Genomic DNA, 20,560 nt, shown 5'->3' with positions numbered 1-20,560 from the left:
GTTAACGTTTAATAGACAATTTAACCAAAAAAAGAGCCGACAATCGTCGGCTCTTATAGATTAAATCAACTCAACTAGTTACTTTCTGCAAGAACTGGCATTTGAGAAAGCACTTTGTAGTACTCACCAGCAACCGCATCATAGTTACCTGTTACATAGGCGCCTAGTAGGGCGTAATCGAGATCCCAAAGCACCTTCTGCTCAGCAGTCGCAGACGCATAACTCGCAGAGTAAGCATCAACTGCACTCAAAAGTGTATCTCTATAGCCAAATGCCAGCAGCTCATAGGTTTTACCAATAGCGTCTGTTACTTTTGCGACACTATGGGTTGAACCACCCTTGAATGACATTGTCGCATTTGCACTGTCATACACAACATCACCACCCGCAATTGCTGCATCAAGATATGCATTCAGAATGGTATTTAGGTCGCCCAGTTTTGCTGCACTCCAATCTGCAGGCAAAGCTGCCACTGCATCGTTGATGAATGCCGAATCAGCGAACGTTACTGGCGTGCGGTATGCAGCAATAATTCCCAACATACCTCCGTAAGCAGTTGTGATTTGATCATAAGTAGCATTCAAATCAGCTTTCGCGTAGTTATCCAGTGTCGACTTAGTCGTATAACCGTCGCTACCAACCAATTGAGACGCGTACTCGTAAGCTAAAGAGTTAGCTTTGGTCACGAAGTAACGACTGTTAGCGATGGAGAAATTCAGTGGATCACCCGGAACAATGTCTTCCAGACTAGCAGAATTGATTGAATAACTAGCACGCTGCGCTACTGCCTTTTCTTTCAGATCCAAATCCGAAGTAAAAGAGGACTGTGCCGCGCGGTTTAAAATCAAGCCAGCCAGCGATTGACGTTTACCCGTATCCACGCCAAAGAAATCAAGAGTCCAACTCCAGCTCGGTGGCAGTGATTCGATCAACTGAGTTTTATGCAGGTTTACGTCTACAGTAGCAATACTTGTAACATCATTGCCATTTGCATCAACCAACTTCACAGGTGTAGTTAGAGGAGCGCCAGACAGCATATTGTTAACTATGTTGTCAAACTCTGCTTTTACTCCAGGCCAATCCATCAATGAAGAGTGCTCACCATCATCAGTCCAACGAAGAGTATAACGTCTCGCAAGTACGTGTGTAGCAATCAATTTGTCTGGCCACATACCCAGTGCGGAAACGGCATTGGAGTATGGAACATCCGGGTTCACTGAACGCGTTGAATTTAGGAAACGGCCATTTTCAGTCTCAGCAATAACCTGCACAGCTCCAAATCGGCCAAACTGATCTTCAAGCAATGGTTCGATTTCGGCGTCAAAACACGATGCAAAACCTACCTGATAGTTTGACGGCAACATAAATGAGCCAAGGTTAATTACAGCACCAAGAGATGCAACTCTCTGCTGGCCGTCTGTTGTGATTAAACACTGATGTTCAGGTGTTGCCATCACATCCAGCATAAACTGAGCAGCACGCTCTGTTGCCAAGCCATAATCACAGTACCAAGCGTTACTTGCGCTACCAGAAGTACAGCTTTGCTGAGTGAGACGCGCGATGAAATCCAATGGTTTGTCAGAAGCTTCAGCAAAACCATAATTGCGGAATATTCCATCTATCATCTCAGCATGCTCTAACATCTCGCGTACTTCGTTCATTTCGCTATAGCGACGAACAATGTAAGAAGGATAGTCAGAGTTATACAAACGGCCATCTCGGTAAACGGCAGTATTTCTGCGGTCAAAGCTATCTAGGTAGTTCTGCCAGTAATAGGTTGCGATTTCCTCGCGCGTTGTTCCTTCATCAAAGCGGTTACAATCACTATTCAGAGAAACATTGCCGTCTGTACAGAATGCATAGTCTTTTCTTGAGACCTCGACACCAGTGCTTTCACCCAAAGAACCCAAGTATTCAATAACGCCATAACGCGCGCTACCAAAGTCATTTTTGAAGTAATCTACATTAACTTGTGCATCCAATCGGTCCAAGTCACAGGTGTAAACAAAGCCCGCACTAGGATTGCTTTCATCTGAAAGCCCTTTTTGTGTACACGCCAACAGTCCCTGATTTACCAATGCACCAGTTTCAGTATCCAAAGCGCCAAAAGCCTCTGGAGCAATTACATCTACTTGACGTCCATAACCGAATTTAAATGCAGCTAAGTCATACAGACCCCAAGTCGGAGTCTCATCAAGCATACTTGGCGCATAGTCCATCGTGGAACTGTATGCAGGTACTGCGTTCATTCCTAAAGCTCGTGACTGGGCCTCGGTGAAGAAGTTTGCCTTGTCATTAGATGCTTTGAAGTTATGGCGTAGACCTAAGTTATGACCGATTTCGTGTACAAATGTGTTAGCGTAGGTTGTTACAGTGATAGCGTCAGCAACCTTTGGTTTCACGTCTTCTGGCAACTCATGCCAGTATTTTAGGCGCTTAGTTCCTGTCGCTTCATCAACAACAAAATAGCTATCGTCAACCAGAGGAAGACGGTCGATTTCAGCTTTTGTAGTCGAAGATACCCAAGAAGCCTCTACCGGGTACATGCTATTGCGAGCCCAAAAATCTAAGCGACGCTCTTCCTGAAGTTGGATATTCTCGAATTTGTCATCAAATTGACCAGCCAATTCGCCGGGAACAGATTCTGCAACTTGGCTAAGCGCAAACTCTTCACTGAATGAAGGCTCATAAGCCGGCACATCAAATTTTTCAAGTGCAGCAAACGTAGCACGCAATCTTTGATTAGATACTTTTTCCGTGACTTCTGGGGAAGGCGATTGGATTTGGCCATTTGCATCCATATAAGCAAAGCCAGGTGACAACTCTCCGCGATTGTAAACACGCGCCATATTATCCCAGTAGATCTTCACACCAGTTCGCGCGACACCCGAGTATTGATTAACATGGGCTTTGACAATCTCACCAGTTAAAGGGTGGGCAACCGATGGTCCATAACCTAGCAGTCCGTTATCTAAAGGCTCATCAACTAGATTGATGACGTTGTAACGCAGGTCGCCAGGGTGTACACCCTCTCCTGAAGCAGGGTTAACAAGACGAATCGGCGGGACACCAGTCTTATCAAGACTCAGTGTTTTGTTCATCTTCTCGACAGTTTCAATCGTCGCATCAAGGAAGATTTTGTTCTCTGGCTCGAAGAAGTTATCTGACAGATAGTAGTCAATACTTGGCAAGCTCGGATTAAATCGGTTCAGATAAACGACATCTCGATAGTATTTGTTCGTTACCGGATCAATAACCCTTGTAGACGAAGTAAAGAAACCGATTTCGTTCTCATCATTCACCGGGTAAAGGACTGGCGTATAGTCGTTTGATTTAACCAAGTCTTCATGTACCAGCGAGTAGAAGAAACGAGATTTAAAACCACCATCACGGAGGATGTCATCAAAGCCTGCCTTGGTATCAAAGCTAATATGGCCATTCAAAGCGTCGAGGTTTACACTGAACGTGCGTTCGAGCTCAAAGTTAATCACGCCATTTTGCGGATCAAATTCCCAATGGATAAGCTCAGGCTCGCCAACTTCTGTTAAACCGTCTTCAATACCGAAAAGTTCCACATAGTTGAGATCGATGGTTTTAGTGTCTACAAACTCAGGCGTAAAATGTGTGCTGTTTTTTACGTTGAAATCACCATCTTTGATTTTTTCTTCTTTGTTTGTACAGTCGCCATAAGTATCTTCCTTACAACGATAAGCCGCAAAGTCACCTGGAATCTTGACTACCGCAGGGAAGTTAGTGTTGTCGTCATTAGCGTTTTCACCAGCAACGTTACAAAAACCATTTACGTCTTTACTCAGAGCTCTGTCTGGGTAGTTCTTATCGTACTCTCGCAACTCAAGACCGGTTTCTGAAAAACAAAGCTCCACTAGTTTTGGTACGCCCTGCAAAAAGGGGAACTGACTGAGGGCGAAACGCGGCGCAGCGCCCGTAGTCGGTACGTATAACCAGCGGCCTTCTTTGAATTCAGAAACGGCTCTTTCTTTATCAGAGCGGGTTTCCAGTGTTTGATATTCTTGGTCATCTGCCCCACAGCCAGCCAACACGGCAGCGATGGACGCAGACAATAAAAGTCTGTTTAGCTTCATACCAAAGTCCTTTTAGAATGAATAAGTTAAAGTGGCGGTGTAAGTCGCCGATTTCTCGTCGAATAGGTCAATGTTGCCGAGCGTGCCTTGCTCTGCATCGAAGTAAACGCCCGAGTTAGATGCAGACAATGCCCCTGATAACGAGTCAGTGAACTTGTAGCTGGCGCTCAACTGGCCAACGTATGTCCAGTCACGACGAACGCTTGAATAAGTCCACGAAGTGCCACCAATAATTGAGCCTGATAAGTAGGCGTCGCCTAAGCCATAGCCAACGCTGGAAACGACAGAAACCACATGCTCTGTCAGCACTTTTCCATTAACCGTTGTCTTGTATTCATGAAAGTTTTTGCGATATCGCGGTGCGATAGAAAGGTCGAATCCCGCAGTTTTACCCGAGACTGACAAGCCCAGCCTTGCTGCGGTGTTAAGGTCTTCTTTTTTGGATGTTTCCGAAGTTGGAATAGTAAATTGTAGGGATGCGCCGACTTTGCCCGTTTCTCCGAACGAAAAGAGAGAAGATCGGGACACGCCAAGCACACTGTCAGTAAAAAAATCTCCTGTTTTATCTTCGTACGCGCGATAACCACCTGTGGTCAAGTAGCCTGAGTAATTCTCGCTAATTTTATAATTTGCCGTCGCACTCCAGTTAAGTGAACGGACCGAGCGGTAGTCATCTTTGTTGTAGCCATTCTGGCTATAAAAAATGCTGGCTTTGCCTCCCAAGGCGGAAGGATCTTCAGTATCCGCATATGCTGTTGCCGACATACTGGCCGCCAACAAAAAGATGCCCCCGCATCCAAGCTGCGTCTTTTGCATAAGTATCTTCCTTGAACTACATCCTGAGTTTCGAATTTGTTATTTCAAGTACAAATAGATCGCCTGGCATCTGATTTTAATAATGTCTGTATATCTAATTAGATATTACATATATGGAATTAATGCACGCTTTTGTACTGTCAAAGTAGTACATCATAATGCTTTTTATGATCACCATTTCTTTACACTTCATTAGACACATATCTCATATTTAACAAATCTGTCATAATCGATGTTTCAATATATTTCAAAATTCACATCTAAATACACAATAAGCAGCAACCAACTGTTTTATATGATTTGTATAGATCGCTTCTTATATTGCATGAAAATTTAAACATGGTTATATGGACCAAAAAAGACAACCTAGTTAGCAGATAGATCTGCTATGTCATGATTTTTTACAATTTGAGAAACGACAAGGAAGTCATATTTTATGCACTTAAAATGCAGGTAAAGGAGGTATAAATAAGTTTTACATTAATAGTTTCAACGCCTGATGTTACTAGGAAAATATAATTTTAATGTTCAATAAGTGGTTAAAAAATATCCTGATGACCAATAATTAAGCTCAACATGAAATGAATTTAAATTCATAAATATTGAATTTTCATCATCAGAGGGAGGGGGGGGGATTTCAGAAGGAATGAAGAAACGAGCTTTGAAGATAATTAATGGAAAAAGAAAATAAAAAAGCCCAGACCTAAGTCTGGGCTTTCGAATGTGGTTGCGGGAGCCGGATTTGAACCGACGACCTTCGGGTTATGAGCCCGACGAGCTACCAGGCTGCTCCATCCCGCGTCCGTGTTTCACCGTTCAAGTACGATGACAACTTCCCACCTCTTCTAAGAGAAAGTGGAGCGACACACGAGGTTCGAACTCGTGACCTCAACCTTGGCAAGGTTGCGCTCTACCAGCTGAGCTAGTGTCGCATGTTATCCGGCTAAGCCGAATAAACTGAATGTGGTTGCGGGAGCCAGATTTGAACTGACGACCTTCGGGTTATGAGCCCGACGAGCTACCAGGCTGCTCCATCCCGCGTCCGTATTTCACCGTTCAAGTACGATGACAACTTCCCACCTCTTCTAAGAGATAGTGGAGCGACACACGAGGTTCCCGATCTTCAAGGCTTAGGCGTGACCTCAACCTTGGCAAGGTTCCTTGCGTATCACACTTCCGATGAATCGAAAGTCAAAATTTGGAGCGACACACGAGGTTCGAACTCGTGACCTCAACCTTGGCAAGGTTGCGCTCTACCAGCTGAGCTAGTGTCGCATGTTACCCGGCTAAGCCGAATAAACTGAATGTGGTTGCGGAGCCGGATTTTATCCGGGCGGCGCTTCCGTCGACGGCCTGAGGGTTATGTCAAAACAAAAACACCCAAACTGTCCGAATAATTGGTTGCGGGAGCCGGATTTGAACCGACGACCTTCGGGTTATGAGCCCGACGAGCTACCAGGCTGCTCCATCCCGCGTCCGTATCTCATTGTTCTCGCACAATGACAGCGATTCCCATTTCTCAATCCCCAAAAAGAGATTGGAGCGACACACGAGGTTCGAACTCGTGACCTCAACCTTGGCAAGGTTGCGCTCTACCAGCTGAGCTAGTGTCGCATCATGGAGGCGCGTCCCGGAGTCGAACCGAGGTCCACGGATTTGCAATCCGCTGCATAGCCACTCTGCCAACGCGCCTTCGTTTGTTCCGCTTCAGTAAGTTGCCTTCCTCTGCGGTACGGAGCGCATTCTACGGATTCACGTGATCTAGTCAACACTAATTTTGAAAAAAAAGTTCGTTCGCTCAAATTCACGGCAAAGTCGATATAAATCGACCATATCGAGCCTTTTTTGGTCAGGATTTCGCTAAGAAGTTAATATTCCGGAAGGTGAGGTTGATTCTCGGCCCCCTCAGTTTTGCGGTTTTCGGCACTGCGTGCTGCCAATAAGTTTGGGTTTTGCCCGCCATAATCAGCAGAGAACCAGAACCCAATTCAAATTCCCGTTTTTCTCCTGTTTGAAGGTGTCGAAGAACAAAGCGTCGAGTCTCACCAAAACTGAGTGATGCAATGCTAGGTTCAGGACCTAACTCTATTTCATTGTCCTGATGCCACCCCATGTAATCCTGTCCATCACGATAAAGATTCGCGAGCACAGAATTGTATGTCACACCAGACGTTTGCTCACATTGGGACTTCAATGAAAGCAATGATTCAGGCATACGTGCGGCCTTTAGGTGGAGCCCTGAGTATGAATAAGCGTCGCCAAACCATGCCTGCATTCGAGGTTGCAGCACTTCACGGCCAAACATTTTGATGGGAAGCTGATCCCAAGGAAGAGATTGGGAGAGATGGTGAAAAATATCAGAAGCGATATTGTTGGGAATAAACTCAGGCTCCCAGAACAGTTTCCCGTCTGGAATGTCTATCCATCCTGTTTGCTGAAAAAGATCGCCCTGAAACATCTCACCTCCACTATTGCTTGTGTGAGATGAAGATACCGTTTTACCTCCCAACAATCGAGGGAGATAAAACGGTACAACGATACAGTTTCTATCGAGATGGATCGACGCGGTTGCCACGCATGCCGTTCACACGGAACCAGCCAGCAATGCTGTAACGCTCTCGGTTAGTCTGAAGTACCTCATGGGGAAACTCTTCCGACAGGAACACCAGCAAACGTCCCGCTTTTGGCCAGAGGGTGTTGAGATGATTATCGTTGATATCATAAATCACAATCTCGCCACCATCTTCGTCCGCCCACTCATCATTGAGGTACATCACCGTGGTTAAACGGCGGTTGGAACGACCTTCGAAAGTATCGAGGTGTTTTTGATAGAAATCGCCGATGTCGTAACGCGCGAAGTGCGCTTCATACTCGAACAAACCCAAAAAGAAGTGGCGGTTGACGTCGTTCTTTATCGCTTCCATTCGAGAGAGAAAATCGTCCGAGGCAGGATGCTTTCCGCGTTCCAGCCAGGAAATCTTGTCACTACGGATTTGTTTGTTGGTATGGTGCTGCCGGTGTCGTCCGATGCCAGCAGGTTTCATGCTTTCAGGAATGGCATCACGAAGTTGTTCTACTTCTTCTGCATTCAGGAAATCATCCCACACGTACCAACCTTGGGTATGAAGTGCGTCTAATAACTTATCTGTGTTCATTGTCAGCACCTCTAAATACAAGGGGTAGCGAATCTACCCCTTGTGCTAGTGCTGCTTCAAATCACAGATTTTATGAGAAGGATTTAAAAATCTAATCGTGAGATGGATGTGCCATTAGTTCGCCAGAGCGTCTTCCATTTTGGCTTTCCAGATCGCCATCGCGAGCGCAGGTTTACGCAGCACTTTCGGCGTTGGGATCCAGCCATGATCGATACGTGAGAACACATCGAAACGTCCTGCCTGCCCTGCCATTGCTTCAGCAACAACGCGGCCTGCGATATTGGTCAAACCAACGCCATGACCAGTGTAGCCATGGGCTGTATAGATATCGTTGCCTAAATGCGAGATTTCCGGCATATAGCTGCGGGTCACCGCAAACAAGCCACCCCAGTGATAATCCATCTTCACATCACCCAACTGTGGGAACACTTTCAGCATGCGCTGACGCAGACGCTCCTGACTGTCTGAATACTCGCCATTGAACGGATGGTTCACACCACCGAACAGAATGCGTCCGTCAGCAGTCGGGCGGAAATAATCCAGACAGTTATTCAGATCAGACATCGCCATCTTGTTAGTGATTGGCTGGCGATCGCCAAGCTGCTCAGTCACAGCAATGTAAGAAGCCACAGGCAGCACTTTTGATTGCGCCTTGCGATGCAGGCCATCAAGGTATGCGTTACAAGCAAGCAGAACCTGTTTTGCTTTCACGCTGCCCTTTGCGGTTTTTACCGTGTTAAACCCTGCGCCTTTTTCCAGTTTGATCACTGGGCTGTTTTCATAGATTTCCGCGCCAACTGAAATAGCAGCTTGCGCCAAACCCAGTGTGTAGTTCAGGGTGTGAACGTGACCACTGTTTGGGTCGAATAAGCCGCCCAAATAACGACGGGTGTTCGCTACCTGCTCAATCTTGTCAGTGTCCCACCACTCGGCAACCGGATAGTTATAACGGCCATGCTTCAGCTCATGCCAGGACTTCAGTTCTTTCTCCTGACCTTTATTCAACGCCAGTTCGATGTAACCTTCCTGGAAGTCACAATCGATGTTGAACTCGCTGATGCGTTCACGAATGATATCGATAGATTCAACGGACAAATCCCAAAGCTGCTTGCCCCATTCTGGGCCGTACTCTTCGTCAACTTCGCGAAGACCCAGACAGTAACCCACCAGCGCCTGACCACCATTACGACCTGAGCCACCAAATGCGATGCGTTGGCCTTCCAGTACCACCACGCTCATGCCCTTCTTACGAAGTTCAATCGCTGCGTTCGTACCCGTTAAACCCGCGCCGATAATACAAATGTCCGCTTGAATATCGCTGGTTAACTCTGGTTGTTCAGGCAAAACATTTGCCGTTGCTTGATAGTAGCTATCGATATACCCGTGTTCTTTCGCCATTTCGCGACTAAATCCTGATAAAAGGGTTAATTAAAAAGATGGCGAATATTCGCACTAAGCCACATTGCAAGCAAGGGATTCTTGCCCCCTCACTAAGCTCAAAAATTACTGGGTTCGTTGATGCTGTGCGCGGCGCACAAATTGTTACCTTTTCAAGGGGATTCTCATTGACAGAGGGGACAAATGTTTTGATGATGCGCGTTCATTTTTCAGCTTGGTATTTACCCAAACTACCTCAAGGCGCTTTTTCAGCGAAAAGACAGGTTTTGCGAGGGGCATGGTGGAAGGCGAGTAAATGGTTCTACTCCCCATCACGCTATAAGTAAGACACGTAGGCGAGAGGAAGGAAGTCTGCCTGTGCCTTAAGGTAGTTTGGGTATGCCACTTAAGGATAAAACCAAATGAACCAATATCTTAAAGGGGTGAAAGCGGCAAGCATCGCACTTACCGCAACAGTTTCTTTCAACGTTTCTGCAAACAATGAAGTACTGAATATCTACAACTGGGCCGAGTACATGCCAATGGGTGTGATTAAGGCGTTTGAGAAGGAGTACGATGTTTCAGTTAACTATTCAACGTTTGAAAACAATGAATCCATGTATACCAAGCTGAAGTTGCTTGATGGAAAAGGCTATGACCTTGCATTTGCATCGACATACTTTATCCAGCGCATGAGCGACGAAGGCATGTTGGCGAAAATCGATAAATCGAAAATCCCACATGTTAAGGACATTATTCCTGGTCTGATGGGTCAACCATTCGACAAAAACAACGACTACTCCCTGCCCTACATCTGGGGCGTGACGGCTATCAGTTACAACGGTGACATCGTTGATGGCAGCAATGTGACCAAATGGGCTGATCTTTGGAACGACGAGTTCGCAGGCCAAATCATGTTGCTCGACGACGTGCGGGATGTTTTCGGGATGGCTCTGAAAGCCAAAGGCTACAGCATCAACACCACCAACGAAGCAGAGATCAAAGAAGCTTATGAAATGCTGAAAGATCTGCGTCCAAATGTCGTGGTTTACAACTCAGATGCACCGCACGTACCATTTGTGACGGGCGAAGTCGGTATCGGTCAACAGTGGAACGGTAACGCCTACCTGGCGCAAGCCGAGATGGAAAACATCGAATTTGTTTACCCAGACGAAGGCTCAATCCTGTGGATGGATAACTTTATCATCCCGAAAGGCGCTGAGAAGGTTGACCTTGCACATAAGTTCATCGACTTCCTATACCGCCCTGAAAACCAAGCGGCAATGGTCGAAGAGCTGGGTTACCCAGCACCAAGCAAGCGTGCGAAGGAAAAATTGTCTGCGGAATACACAGAGAACAACGTGATTTTCCCATCAGACGAAGATGTTGAAAAAGGCGAATTCACTAACGATGTGGGTGAAGCGGTCAGCATCTACAACCGTTACTGGCAATTGCTGAAAAGCTAACTCGCTTTAACGAAAAAAACCGCGGCCATGAGCCGCGGTTTTTTTGTTTTATTCTGATGGGTTATAGCTAATTCGACGACTTAAAGAAAAGCATGTGTGCCGCACTCAGTGAAATTGCCCCACGCACAATCAACTTAAGCTGCTCTGCAGAAATTCGGGCAAACACCTTGTAGCCAATAAACATCCCGATAAACAGCGCCGGCAAACCACTCGCACTCGCCTGTAAGGTTTCTGTGTTAATCAGCCCCAAACTGATCAGGCCCACCAGCTTCATGATATTCAAGGTCAGGAACGCCCAAACCCGTGTTGCCACATAGGCGGATTTATCCATCTTCTGTTCAAGGAGGAAAAGTCCCATCAGTGGGCCAGCGGCATTTGCCAGGACTCCAACAAATCCACACAATGCACCAGCAACACTCGCCGCATAACGATTGGTAAAAACAGGAAGTGGGTGGTAATCCAGCCAGATTGACATACCGAGTAGTGTGAAAATCAAAATACCCAGAATCGTCATGAAGGTATGTGGGTCGATGTTACCCAAAACATAGGTGCCTCCGATGACGCCTAGCGCGCCAAAAGGCAGGAGTTTTGCCAGCACACGCCAATTTACATTTTTGCGGTAAGTCAGCACGGCAATAAAGTCGGTAAGGAGGTAAAGCGGAATGATCACACCCAGCGCTTCCGGTCCTGGAAATGCCAGCATAGTCAGCGGCAAAATGATAAGCCCCATCCCACCGATTGAGAACTTTGAAAAGCCTGTCACAAGACAGGCTAACGAGATGAAAACCAGCGACATATCCATATATTTCCTCCCATTGGTATCGACCCAGCCCTTCTGACTCAAGTTATGGACGACAGAATGATTCCTGATGTTTTGTAATTACTTTTTCTTCAATGAGGAGTAATCTGCTTACTCGATCATAGATGTAATCAGGACAGATAAGAATGATTGATTTTCGCTCAGACACAGTGACACAGCCGGATCAAAAAATGCGCGAAGCCATGGCTAACGCGCCCGTGGGTGATGACGTATATGGTGACGACCCAACGGTCAACGAACTGGAGCAGTGGGCTGCTGAGCGCCATGGTTTTGAGGCTGCGGTATTTACTTCATCAGGCACCCAAGCAAACTTGCTGGGTATTTTGTCACATTGCGACCGTGGTGACGAATATTTGTGCGGTCAACAAGCGCACAATTACAAGTATGAGGCAGGCGGCGCAGCAGTGCTTGGCTCAGTACAACCTCAACCTATCGAAAACAACAAAGACGGCACTTTGTGCTTTGAGAAGCTCGCGGCGGCGGTTAAACCGGATGACTCTCATTTTGCGCGCACCAAACTTCTCAGTTTGGAAAACACCATAGGCGGTAAAATACTTCCTGTGGAATACCTGGCGAAAGCCCGGGATTTCGTAAATCAACATAATCTGAAACTTCACTTGGACGGCGCACGTGTTTACAACGCATCGGTAGCGCTCGGCGTAGACATCAAAGAAATCAGCCAACACTTCGATTCAATGACCATTTGTTTGTCAAAAGGCCTGGGTGCACCAATTGGCTCGCTGTTATTGGGCGATGCTGACTACATTCAGCGTGCACGTCGACTGCGTAAAATGGTCGGTGGTGGCATGCGTCAGGCTGGCATTTTGGCAGCCGCGGGTAAGATTGCCCTGACTGAAAATGTCGAACGTCTCAAAGATGATCACGACAACGCACGCTATCTATCTGAAAATCTCGGTGCGATTCCGGGATTCAATACCTTCATCTACCCGGTTCAAACCAACATTGTTTACGCTGACGTTGCAACGCATATTGACATTCATGCGATTGCTTCGGCGTTGAAAGAACAGGGGATTATGTTCTCGCCTTCTCACAAGGCGATGCGTTTTGTGACTCACAAAGACGTGACAAAATCTGACATAGATACGCTGCTCGCAGCCATAGAAAAACAGCTCTAAGCGTTTTTGAATTAACGAAGAAAGAGGCGGTTATCCGCCTCTTTTTGTATAGATAAAAGAGGAATGACCATGGCAGGAGCCAGCCTTCTTACATTGCTTGATGACATTGCTACGATATTGGATGACGTTTCTGTCATGAGTAAAATCGCCGCGAAGAAAACTGCCGGTGTATTGGGAGATGATCTTGCCCTGAATGCCGAACAAGTTTCCGGAGTCAAAGCCGACAGGGAGTTACCCGTCGTCTGGGCCGTCGCCAAAGGGTCGTTTCTCAATAAACTAATACTGGTGCCTGCGGCCCTCGCTATCAGTGCGATTGCGCCTTGGCTGATCACCCCTCTTCTTATGCTAGGCGGTCTTTTCCTTTGTTATGAAGGTGCTGAGAAAGTACTGCATACCTTCTTTCACAAAAAAGAAGAACATTCTGCCAGCGAACAGGACTTTAACACTGCTACGCTGGACGCAGCAGAATACGAAGCGCAAAAGATAAAAGGTGCCATTCGTACTGACTTTATCCTCTCTGCTGAAATCATTGTCATCACGCTAGGTGTCGTGTCAGAAGCCACCTTCCTCACCCAAGTTGTCACCCTGTTCGGCATCGCGTTTTTGATGACGATAGGCGTTTATGGTTTGGTCGCAGTGATTGTCAAAATCGATGATGCCGGACTTTATCTCAGCCAGAAAGCAGGAAGTATCAAACAAGCCGTAGGCCGTGGTTTGCTCTCTTTTGCGCCTTATTTGATGAAAGGGCTTTCCATCGTCGGTACCATCGCCATGTTTTTAGTGGGCGGTGGCATCCTCACCCATGGCGTTCATCTGCTTTCGGAACTCATTACAGACGCTGCTCAGGAAACTGCGCTAATACCGACAGTGGGCACTGTAATATCCGCACTAGTACCAACTCTTCTTAATGGCTTGATTGGATTGGTTGCAGGACTGGTTATCGTTGGACTTTTCAGTGTTGCGAGCAAATTGAAACCATCCAAATCCTGAGATTAAACACCGCAATTGCGTACTACTACGGATTGCCTGAATTTTTAACTACCCTTAACGTTGGATAAACCAGCCAACGTTAGGGAGAACGGAAATGACGGCAAAACATGTCTTTATTACAGGTGGTGCAAGCGGAATTGGCTTTGGCATGGCGCAAGGTTTTGCGCAGGCGGGCCACAAGATCACCCTTTCAGATATCAATAAAGAAGCGCTGGATAACGCCGTCAACAAATTGAAAAGCCAATTCGATGTGGATGTTCAGGGTATAGAGCTGGATGTCACCAACTCCGAACAATTGGCTTCTGCTCCTTCACGTGTAGACGAACACGTCGATGTTCTCGTTAACAATGCAGGTATCCAATTTGTCTCCGCGCTGGAGCAATTCCCCGAGGACAAATGGCGTCTTATCATCGACATTTTACTGTGTGGCCCAGCCATGCTGACCAAAGCCTTTCTCCCTTCCATGTACGAACGCAACTTTGGGCGAATCATCAATGTTGGCTCCATTCACAGCCTTGTCGCCTCTCCCTACAAATCAGCGTATGTCTCAGCAAAGCATGGTCTGCTCGGCTTTTCCAAAACCATTGCGCTTGAGAGTGCAGAGCATGATGTCACCATCAACACACTTTGCCCTTCTTACGTAAAAACTCCCTTGGTGGAAAACCAAATCACCGCCCAAGCGCAAAATCACGGCATCACGGAAGAAGAAGTGATCAACACCATCATGCTTAAACCAATGCCGAAAAAAGCCTTCATTGATCTGAGTGAGCTAGCCGAAACCGCCCTTTTTCTCTGCTCTCCTGCTGCGAAGAACATCACGTCACAGGCCATTACCATCGACGGCGGTTGGACAGCGCACTGATTCCTCGCTCCCAAAAGCTGAACCATATCGACTACTTTTTGCGCACTTGTTCACCATAAACCAATGAATATAGTGCGCCAGCCCACAATGCCAACACGTCTGCGATTCTTTAGCTCAAAATCAGTAAGTTAACGGCGCTACACTGAGTTTTATGAGAAACACAGTGAAAGGAGAGCGCTATGCCACATCAGCCATTAACCAGTGACAAGCTCTATCGCACTTCACAGCTGACCAAACTCGACGTTTCATCTACCAAGCATCTTGAACCACTCGAAGAGATTGTGGGGCAAGATCGCGCTCGTCAGGCCGTTGAGTTTGCGATGTCCATTAAGGAAAAAGGCTACAACATCTACGCAGTCGGCCAGAACGGTCTCGGCAAGCGAACTATGGTGATGCGCTACCTCAGCCGTCATTGGCAATATACTCATCCGGTTTATGACTGGTGTTATGTCGCCAACTTTCAAGATTCGCGCATCCCTAAAGTGCTGCAAATGCCAGCTGGCCGCGGCCTCAAGCTGAAAAAAGACCTTGAGAAAATGATGGGACGCTTGGGCAAATCCCTGCAGCTCGCCTTTGACAACGAGATGTACTACTCGCGCGCCGACGCACTGAAAAACCGCCTGACAGAAATGCAGGAAGGTGCATTGGGGGAACTCAGTCAGGAAGCAAAACTGCAAAGCGTCAGTCTTTCTATCACCACTTCCGGCGACTATCAGTTTATTGCCTTGAATGGCGAAGAACCGCATACCGAAGAAACCTTCGATGCTCTCTCCCAGAAAGAGCAGGAGCATTTCGATCAGGCCATTCGTGATCTGGAAATTCAGCTCCGTGGTCTGGTGCGTAAGCTGACCGAATGGGAAGAAACCTATGCAGAGAAACAGCAAAAGTTGGATGAAGAAATTGCGACCGAAGCCATTTCCCATCATATGGTGAAGCTGATCGAGTCCTATTCTGACCTGCCTCAGGTGAAGAAATACCTGAAAGAAATGCAAGGCGATGTGCTGGAAAACCTCGATATCTTCCTGCAAGAAAGCGAAGAGCAAGCCGCCCTCGCCTATGCAGCGCTGGATAAGAAATTGCCGCGTCGTTATCAGGTCAATGTGTTGGTCGCGCAGGAAGAAGAAGTGCCGCCGGTTATCGTCGAAGACAGCCCGACATACCACAACATTTTCGGCTACGTCGAAAATGCGACCTACAAAGGCACAGTATTCACTGACTTTTCGCTGATCCGCCCAGGCAGTATCCATCGTGCCAACGGCGGTGTACTGCTGATTGATGCGGTGAAAGTTCTTGAGCGTCCTTATGTTTGGGATGGCTTGAAGCGCGCACTGAGCTCGCGTAAAGCCTCGCTCAGTTCACTAGAGCGCGAAGTGACACTCAGCGGCACTATCTCGCTCGAGCCAGAGCCAATTCCGCTGGATGTAAAAATCATCCTGTTCGGTGATTATCACACCTACAAGCTGCTCCAGAATTATGATGCCGAGTTCAGTGAGCTGTTCCGTGTGACCGCAGATTTCGAAGATGACATGCCACGCAATGATGACAGCGAAATGAAATATGCCATGTTCATCTCCAGCATTTGTCACGACAACAACCTGTTGCATTGCGACCCGGGTGCTATTGGCCGAATCATTGAGCACAGCAGTCGTCAGTCTGGCGATCAGGACAAGCTTTCCCTGCACTCTGCTGACATAGCCAATTTGCTGCGCGAGTCCAACTACCAGGCCAAAGTCAGTAATGCCAATATCATCCGTGCATCCCATGTCGAGAAAGCATTGGCAAGCCGCGACATGCGTGTCAGCCGCTTGCGTGACCACGTCATGGAAGGTTTCACTACTGGCACAACTCTGATTGACACTAAAGGCAAAGCTGTGGGCCAGGTGAATGCATTGTCTGTGCTGGCAACCAACGATTTCAGCTTTGGAGCACCTAACCGAATCACTGCAACGACCTCGTTTGGTGATGGTGCGGTACTGGATATCGAGCGCAGCGTTGAGCTGGGTGGCAGCATTCACTCTAAAGGTGTGATGATCCTGACTGCCTACCTGTCGTCGCTGTTGGGTAAGCAAGCGAAAATACCGCTGACCACGCGCATTACCTTTGAACAATCCTACGGTGGTGTGGATGGCGACAGTGCTTCTATGGCGGAATTCTGTGCGATTCTGTCTGCGATTTCCGGTATACCGCTGCGTCAGGATTTGTCTATCACGGGTTCGATGAACCAGTTTGGTCAGGCGCAACCCATTGGTGGTGTGAACGAGAAAATCGAAGGCTTCTTCGACGTGTGTACCATAAAAGGACCTAAATCTTCTCAAGGTGTGATTATTCCCCGCTCCAACGTGCACAACCTGATGTTACGCAAAGACATCATTCATGCCGTTGAAAAAGGGAAATTCCACATCTATGCCATCGATCATGTCAGTGAAGCTATCGAACTGTTCACGGGTATCCCAGCAGGAAAACCGGATAGCAAAGGCAAATTCAAGACTGATACCGTGCTGCATAAAGCCGCAGAAAAGCTGGATGCACTCAGAAAGAAAAGTTCAAAAGCCTAATCGCATGAGACAGGGAGTAAAAAGCCGACTGAAAAGTCGGCTTTTTCTTTGCGGTGAGGGTCTGCTGCTCTTGGGTGGCTAACCCACACTAACCATAAGCAATCGACGGTAACCAAAGTATCAGATTCGGCCAGAACACTAACATCACCAATGCCAGCAGTTGAAGTATGATGAACGGGACAACACCCTTGTAGATATCCATCAATTTCACTTCCGGTGGACATACCCCTTTCAGATAGAACAAGGCAAACCCAACGGGAGGCGTTAAGAAGCTGGTCTGCAAGGCCATGGCCACCAGCATCACAAACCATACCAATTCTGGATTATCCAGCCCCGGATAGTCGCCAATGCTCAAATCCAATCCTAATACCACAGGCGCTAACAGCGGCAGCACAATCAAGGTGATTTCAATCCAATCAAGGAAGAAGCCCAGCAGGAAAATCACCAACAAGATAAATGCCACGATGCCATAGGGCCCAAATGGCAGTGCTTCAAAGGCACTTTCAATAAACTCGTCGCCGCCCAGCTCACGCAGTACCAAAGCAAAACAGGTCGCACCAATAAATATCGCGAAGATATAAGCGGTGGTTTTGTAGCTATCTAGCAGCACTTCTTTCAGCACAGCCAGCGAGAAGCGTTTGTAGTAAACCGCCAGCAAAATCGCACCGAATGCACCGACACCTGAAGCTTCTGTTGGTGTAGCTATCCCTGCAAAGATAGAACCCAACACCACAATAATCAGCATGAAGGTTGGCACGATTGCTTTGGCTACATCTTTGATGACTGACCAATCAACGCCTTTCACATCTTCCGGCAAAGGCAGGGAATCTGACTTCACTACGCCCATGATCAACAGGTACACAATATAAATTGCGCCCAGCATCAAGCCGGGAAACATGGCCCCCATAAAGAGGTCACCCACCGAAAGTCCTAATTGATCCGCCATGATCACTAGCATGATGGAAGGAGGTAGTAAGATCCCCAGCGTACCCGCAGAAGCAACAGTGCCCAGCGCCAGTGGTAGGTTGTAGCCTTGCTTCATCATGGCAGGCAGAGACATGGTTGCCAGCAGCACGACAGATGCGCCGATAATCCCTGTCGATGCGGCGAGGATAATCCCAATCGCCATCACGGTTATCGCCAAACCACCATGCACACGGCCAAACAACGCCTGCATCGCATGCATCAAGCGGTCTGCAACACCTGATTTATCCAGCATGTTTCCCATGAATATGAACATCGGTAAGGCCACCAATATCCAGTTGTCCATGATTTTGTAGAGGCGGTTAACCACAAGTCCGAGGGTGGTGAAATCCAGTCCTGTCCATGTGTCGAGGTAGATATCGCTGTAATAGCCAATGAAAGCAAACGCAACACCCACTCCGCCTAAAACCCAAGCGACGGGAATGCCAATGAACAGCAATACGATGAAGCTGCCAAACATCGCCAAAATAAGAATCTCATTCGCTTCCATGTGAACCTCCTTTTCTCAGGTAAGCGACAGCACGGAGTAGTCGGGCAAGGCTGGCAAACGCTAACAAGGCAGCACTGAATGGAATAGCGGATTTAATCAACCACCGCCAAGGCAAACCAGAAGGCGCATTCGAACGCTCATTGACCCTCCAGGCTTCATACACAAAGTCCAGAGAGTGGATAAAAATGACGTACATAAAAGGCCAGACAAAAAACAGCACGGTGATGATTTCTATCCAGGATTTGGTTTTCTGCGAAAAGCGATGATAGAAAATATCAACCCGAACATGTGTTCCAGTCATCTCGGCATAAGAAAGGCCAAACAAAACACCGATGGCATAGAGATGCCACTGCAACTCTTCCAACGCGATCTGGCCATTGTTGAATACTTTACGAAGCACTACCTGCGTGATGATAACCAGAACCAGAATGAGATAGCTCCAAGCCAGTGTGCGCCCGACAACCCGGACGACATGCTCAATGCTGTCTGCAAGCGGTGAAGCAGGAAGTGAGTGAGAAGGCTGGGTCATAACTTGCTCCTACACCCATAGAAAAGAAAAAACGGGCAGCATCCTGCTGCCCGAAACCACACTAGTTGTTGCGTGGCAGGAACCCTTTCGATTCCCAAATCTGGTAGTTCTTACGGAAGTCAGACATGTCAGCCCATACCTTTGCGAAGTAAGGGTCTTTTTTCTGCTCTTCCACTACTTCCAGCCAGGTAGATTCAAATAAATTCAGCATTTCTTCGTTCCAGTAACGCAGTTCAACACCTTGTTCCTGCGCTTTCTGCATCGCTTCAAACTGCATCGCCTCGCCTTCCGCGATGGAGTTGGTCATTGAAGCTAAACACAGCGTTTCCAGAGCGGCTTGCTGATCTTCTTCCATGCCATCCCATGTATCTTTGTTGATCAAAAGTTCAAACATGGTCGCTTGCTGGTGCCAGCCAGGGAAATAGTTGTACTTAACAATCTTGTGGAAGCCCAAGCGCTGGTCGATTGCCGGCTGAGAAAACTCACTTGCATCAATCGCACCTTTCTCAAGCGCGCCGAAGATTTCACCGCCTGGCAGCTGCACGGTACCCACGCCCAGTTTCTCCATTACCTGACCGCCCAGACCGAAGAAACGCATTGTCAGCCCCTTCAGATCTTCTGGCTTCTCAATAGGCTTTTTAAACCAGCCAGACGTTTCCGGTGAGATGATGGCACATGGCAGCACTTTGACGTTGTAACCTGCTTCGTCGTACATGCCTTGGTAGAGTTTCAGACCGTTTCCGTAGAACATCCACGCCATGTACTCCGGCGCTTCTGGGCCAAACGGCACCGCAGAAAACAAGGCTGCTGCTGGCATTTTCCCTTGCCAGTAGCCTGCTGTAGCGTAGCCAGAGTTCACTTTACCACTGGATACAGCATCAAGAATCTCCAAAGGGGCGACCAGCTTGCCTGGCTCATAGACTTTCATCTTGATGGTATTGCCTGAAATTGGCTGAATTCGCTCAGAGACCCACTTAATGGGTGTGCCGAGCGCAGGCAGGTGTGTACCAAATGCGATAGGCGTTTTTAGCAATACTTTGTCAGCCAGTGCCGAGCCTGAAAAACAAAGTGTTGCTAAAGCGACCGCTTTTATTGATGTTGACATTGCCTTTTTCATTGTCCACTCCTTGGTGCGCAGCTTCACTTTTTGGCATGTATTCAGATGCTGCATGTAGGGTTGAGGTTTAGAGCACATTGACACCGTTAAAAAGTTGTTAACATCCAGACTATCTCTGCAACATCAAAAAAAATATCAGTTAGAAAACGGACTTAACGTC

15 protein-coding genes and 7 tRNA genes are annotated in these 20,560 nt (G+C 47.4%); 6 read left to right on the top strand and 16 right to left on the bottom strand.

Going from position 1 to position 20,560, the window contains the following annotated elements:
* Nucleotides 1-74: 74 nt before the first annotated feature.
* From GCE9029_RS02960 to GCE9029_RS02905, 12 genes are all read right to left on the bottom strand, one after another.
* Complete coding sequence (locus GCE9029_RS02960) at nt 75-4,103, bottom strand: zinc-dependent metalloprotease (protein ID WP_062660954.1); 4,029 nt, start codon at nt 4,101-4,103, stop codon at nt 75-77.
* Between the two features lie 12 nt (nt 4,104-4,115).
* Nucleotides 4,116-4,919: a hypothetical protein gene (locus GCE9029_RS02955; protein WP_062660953.1), complete on the bottom strand. Its 804-nt coding sequence runs from the start codon at nt 4,917-4,919 to the stop codon at nt 4,116-4,118.
* 724 nt (nt 4,920-5,643) lie between these two features.
* Nucleotides 5,644-5,720 (bottom strand) — tRNA-Met (locus GCE9029_RS02950).
* A gap of 55 nt (nt 5,721-5,775) precedes the next feature.
* Nucleotides 5,776-5,851 (bottom strand) — tRNA-Gly (locus GCE9029_RS02945).
* A 32-nt stretch (nt 5,852-5,883) separates the two neighbouring features.
* Nucleotides 5,884-5,960, bottom strand: a tRNA-Met gene (locus tag GCE9029_RS02940).
* 158 nt (nt 5,961-6,118) lie between these two features.
* Nucleotides 6,119-6,194: transfer RNA gene (locus tag GCE9029_RS02935), tRNA-Gly, on the bottom strand.
* Nucleotides 6,195-6,317: 123 nt separating this feature from the next.
* Nucleotides 6,318-6,394 (bottom strand) — tRNA-Met (locus GCE9029_RS02930).
* A gap of 63 nt (nt 6,395-6,457) precedes the next feature.
* Nucleotides 6,458-6,533, bottom strand: a tRNA-Gly gene (locus GCE9029_RS02925).
* A gap of 4 nt (nt 6,534-6,537) precedes the next feature.
* Nucleotides 6,538-6,611: transfer RNA gene (locus GCE9029_RS02920), tRNA-Cys, on the bottom strand.
* A 157-nt stretch (nt 6,612-6,768) separates the two neighbouring features.
* A complete protein-coding gene (locus GCE9029_RS02915; protein WP_062660952.1) occupies nt 6,769-7,377 on the bottom strand; it encodes an alpha-ketoglutarate-dependent dioxygenase AlkB family protein in 609 nt (202 codons plus the stop codon).
* 88 nt (nt 7,378-7,465) lie between these two features.
* Entirely contained in the window at nt 7,466-8,074 is a 609-nt protein-coding gene (locus tag GCE9029_RS02910) for a 2OG-Fe(II) oxygenase (RefSeq protein WP_062660951.1), read from the bottom strand.
* 114 nt (nt 8,075-8,188) lie between these two features.
* Nucleotides 8,189-9,472, bottom strand: coding sequence for an NAD(P)/FAD-dependent oxidoreductase (locus GCE9029_RS02905; RefSeq protein ID WP_062660950.1), 1,284 nt, complete (start codon nt 9,470-9,472; stop codon nt 8,189-8,191).
* 38 nt (nt 9,473-9,510) lie between these two features.
* Here GCE9029_RS02905 and GCE9029_RS26270 point away from each other — a divergent pair, with 38 nt between their 5' ends.
* Together GCE9029_RS26270 and GCE9029_RS02900 are read left to right on the top strand one after the other, a co-directional pair.
* Nucleotides 9,511-9,798, top strand: a complete 288-nt coding sequence (locus GCE9029_RS26270; protein ID WP_157487759.1) for a hypothetical protein — start codon at nt 9,511-9,513, stop codon at nt 9,796-9,798.
* Between the two features lie 75 nt (nt 9,799-9,873).
* The gene (locus GCE9029_RS02900; RefSeq protein WP_062660949.1) at nt 9,874-10,917 is read left to right on the top strand and encodes an ABC transporter substrate-binding protein; all 1,044 of its coding nucleotides are present in this window, start codon (nt 9,874-9,876) and stop codon (nt 10,915-10,917) included.
* Between the two features lie 67 nt (nt 10,918-10,984).
* Here GCE9029_RS02900 and GCE9029_RS02895 read toward each other — a convergent pair whose 3' ends face one another.
* Nucleotides 10,985-11,719, bottom strand: coding sequence for a sulfite exporter TauE/SafE family protein (locus tag GCE9029_RS02895; protein ID WP_062660948.1), 735 nt, complete (start codon nt 11,717-11,719; stop codon nt 10,985-10,987).
* Nucleotides 11,720-11,862: 143 nt separating this feature from the next.
* Between GCE9029_RS02895 and ltaE the strand changes: the two genes are divergently transcribed.
* The 4 genes from ltaE (at nt 11,863) to GCE9029_RS02875 (ending at nt 17,280) form a co-directional block, all read left to right on the top strand.
* A complete protein-coding gene (ltaE, locus tag GCE9029_RS02890; RefSeq protein ID WP_062660947.1) occupies nt 11,863-12,873 on the top strand; it encodes a low-specificity L-threonine aldolase in 1,011 nt (336 codons plus the stop codon).
* A gap of 69 nt (nt 12,874-12,942) precedes the next feature.
* Nucleotides 12,943-13,863 (top strand): DUF808 domain-containing protein, encoded by a 921-nt coding sequence (locus GCE9029_RS02885; protein ID WP_062660946.1) that lies wholly within the window; start codon nt 12,943-12,945, stop codon nt 13,861-13,863.
* A 94-nt stretch (nt 13,864-13,957) separates the two neighbouring features.
* Entirely contained in the window at nt 13,958-14,725 is a 768-nt protein-coding gene (locus GCE9029_RS02880; RefSeq protein WP_062660945.1) for a 3-hydroxybutyrate dehydrogenase, read from the top strand.
* A gap of 179 nt (nt 14,726-14,904) precedes the next feature.
* Nucleotides 14,905-17,280, top strand: a complete 2,376-nt coding sequence (locus GCE9029_RS02875) for a Lon protease family protein (protein WP_062660944.1) — start codon at nt 14,905-14,907, stop codon at nt 17,278-17,280.
* Between the two features lie 88 nt (nt 17,281-17,368).
* Here the strand turns inward: GCE9029_RS02875 and GCE9029_RS02870 are convergent, their stop codons facing one another.
* From GCE9029_RS02870 to GCE9029_RS02860, 3 genes are all read right to left on the bottom strand, one after another.
* On the bottom strand, nt 17,369-18,754 hold the full coding sequence (locus GCE9029_RS02870; protein ID WP_062660943.1) for a TRAP transporter large permease: 1,386 nt from the start codon (nt 18,752-18,754) through the stop codon (nt 17,369-17,371).
* Complete coding sequence (locus GCE9029_RS02865; protein ID WP_062660942.1) at nt 18,741-19,283, bottom strand: TRAP transporter small permease subunit; 543 nt, start codon at nt 19,281-19,283, stop codon at nt 18,741-18,743. The genes GCE9029_RS02870 and GCE9029_RS02865 overlap by 14 nt, the downstream gene beginning before the upstream one ends.
* A 61-nt stretch (nt 19,284-19,344) precedes the next feature.
* Nucleotides 19,345-20,388: a TRAP transporter substrate-binding protein gene (locus tag GCE9029_RS02860; RefSeq protein WP_438356859.1), complete on the bottom strand. Its 1,044-nt coding sequence runs from the start codon at nt 20,386-20,388 to the stop codon at nt 19,345-19,347.
* Nucleotides 20,389-20,560: the final 172 nt, after the last annotated feature.

The organism is Grimontia celer, assembly GCF_900055185.1.
Taxonomy (GTDB): Bacteria; Pseudomonadota; Gammaproteobacteria; order Enterobacterales; family Vibrionaceae; genus Enterovibrio; species Enterovibrio celer.
The sequence above is the reverse complement of the archived record's forward strand: the minus strand, read 5'-3'. Positions and strand labels throughout refer to the sequence as shown.

Excerpts from the sequence above, each read along its gene's own strand:
- GCE9029_RS02960 (WP_062660954.1), bottom strand. The coding sequence starts at position 4,103 with ATGAAGCTAAACAGACTTTTATTGTCTGCGTCCATCGCTGCCGTGTTG.
- GCE9029_RS02955 (WP_062660953.1), bottom strand. The coding sequence starts at position 4,919 with ATGCAAAAGACGCAGCTTGGATGCGGGGGCATCTTTTTGTTGGCGGCC.
- GCE9029_RS02915 (WP_062660952.1), bottom strand. The coding sequence starts at position 7,377 with ATGTTTCAGGGCGATCTTTTTCAGCAAACAGGATGGATAGACATTCCA.
- GCE9029_RS02910 (WP_062660951.1), bottom strand. The coding sequence starts at position 8,074 with ATGAACACAGATAAGTTATTAGACGCACTTCATACCCAAGGTTGGTAC.
- GCE9029_RS02905 (WP_062660950.1), bottom strand. The coding sequence starts at position 9,472 with ATGGCGAAAGAACACGGGTATATCGATAGCTACTATCAAGCAACGGCA.
- GCE9029_RS26270 (WP_157487759.1), top strand. The coding sequence starts at position 9,511 with ATGGCGAATATTCGCACTAAGCCACATTGCAAGCAAGGGATTCTTGCC.
- GCE9029_RS02900 (WP_062660949.1), top strand. The coding sequence starts at position 9,874 with ATGAACCAATATCTTAAAGGGGTGAAAGCGGCAAGCATCGCACTTACC.
- GCE9029_RS02895 (WP_062660948.1), bottom strand. The coding sequence starts at position 11,719 with ATGGATATGTCGCTGGTTTTCATCTCGTTAGCCTGTCTTGTGACAGGC.
- ltaE (WP_062660947.1), top strand. The coding sequence starts at position 11,863 with ATGATTGATTTTCGCTCAGACACAGTGACACAGCCGGATCAAAAAATG.
- GCE9029_RS02885 (WP_062660946.1), top strand. The coding sequence starts at position 12,943 with ATGGCAGGAGCCAGCCTTCTTACATTGCTTGATGACATTGCTACGATA.
- GCE9029_RS02880 (WP_062660945.1), top strand. The coding sequence starts at position 13,958 with ATGACGGCAAAACATGTCTTTATTACAGGTGGTGCAAGCGGAATTGGC.
- GCE9029_RS02875 (WP_062660944.1), top strand. The coding sequence starts at position 14,905 with ATGCCACATCAGCCATTAACCAGTGACAAGCTCTATCGCACTTCACAG.
- GCE9029_RS02870 (WP_062660943.1), bottom strand. The coding sequence starts at position 18,754 with ATGGAAGCGAATGAGATTCTTATTTTGGCGATGTTTGGCAGCTTCATC.
- GCE9029_RS02865 (WP_062660942.1), bottom strand. The coding sequence starts at position 19,283 with ATGACCCAGCCTTCTCACTCACTTCCTGCTTCACCGCTTGCAGACAGC.
- GCE9029_RS02860 (WP_438356859.1), bottom strand. The coding sequence starts at position 20,388 with ATGTCAACATCAATAAAAGCGGTCGCTTTAGCAACACTTTGTTTTTCA.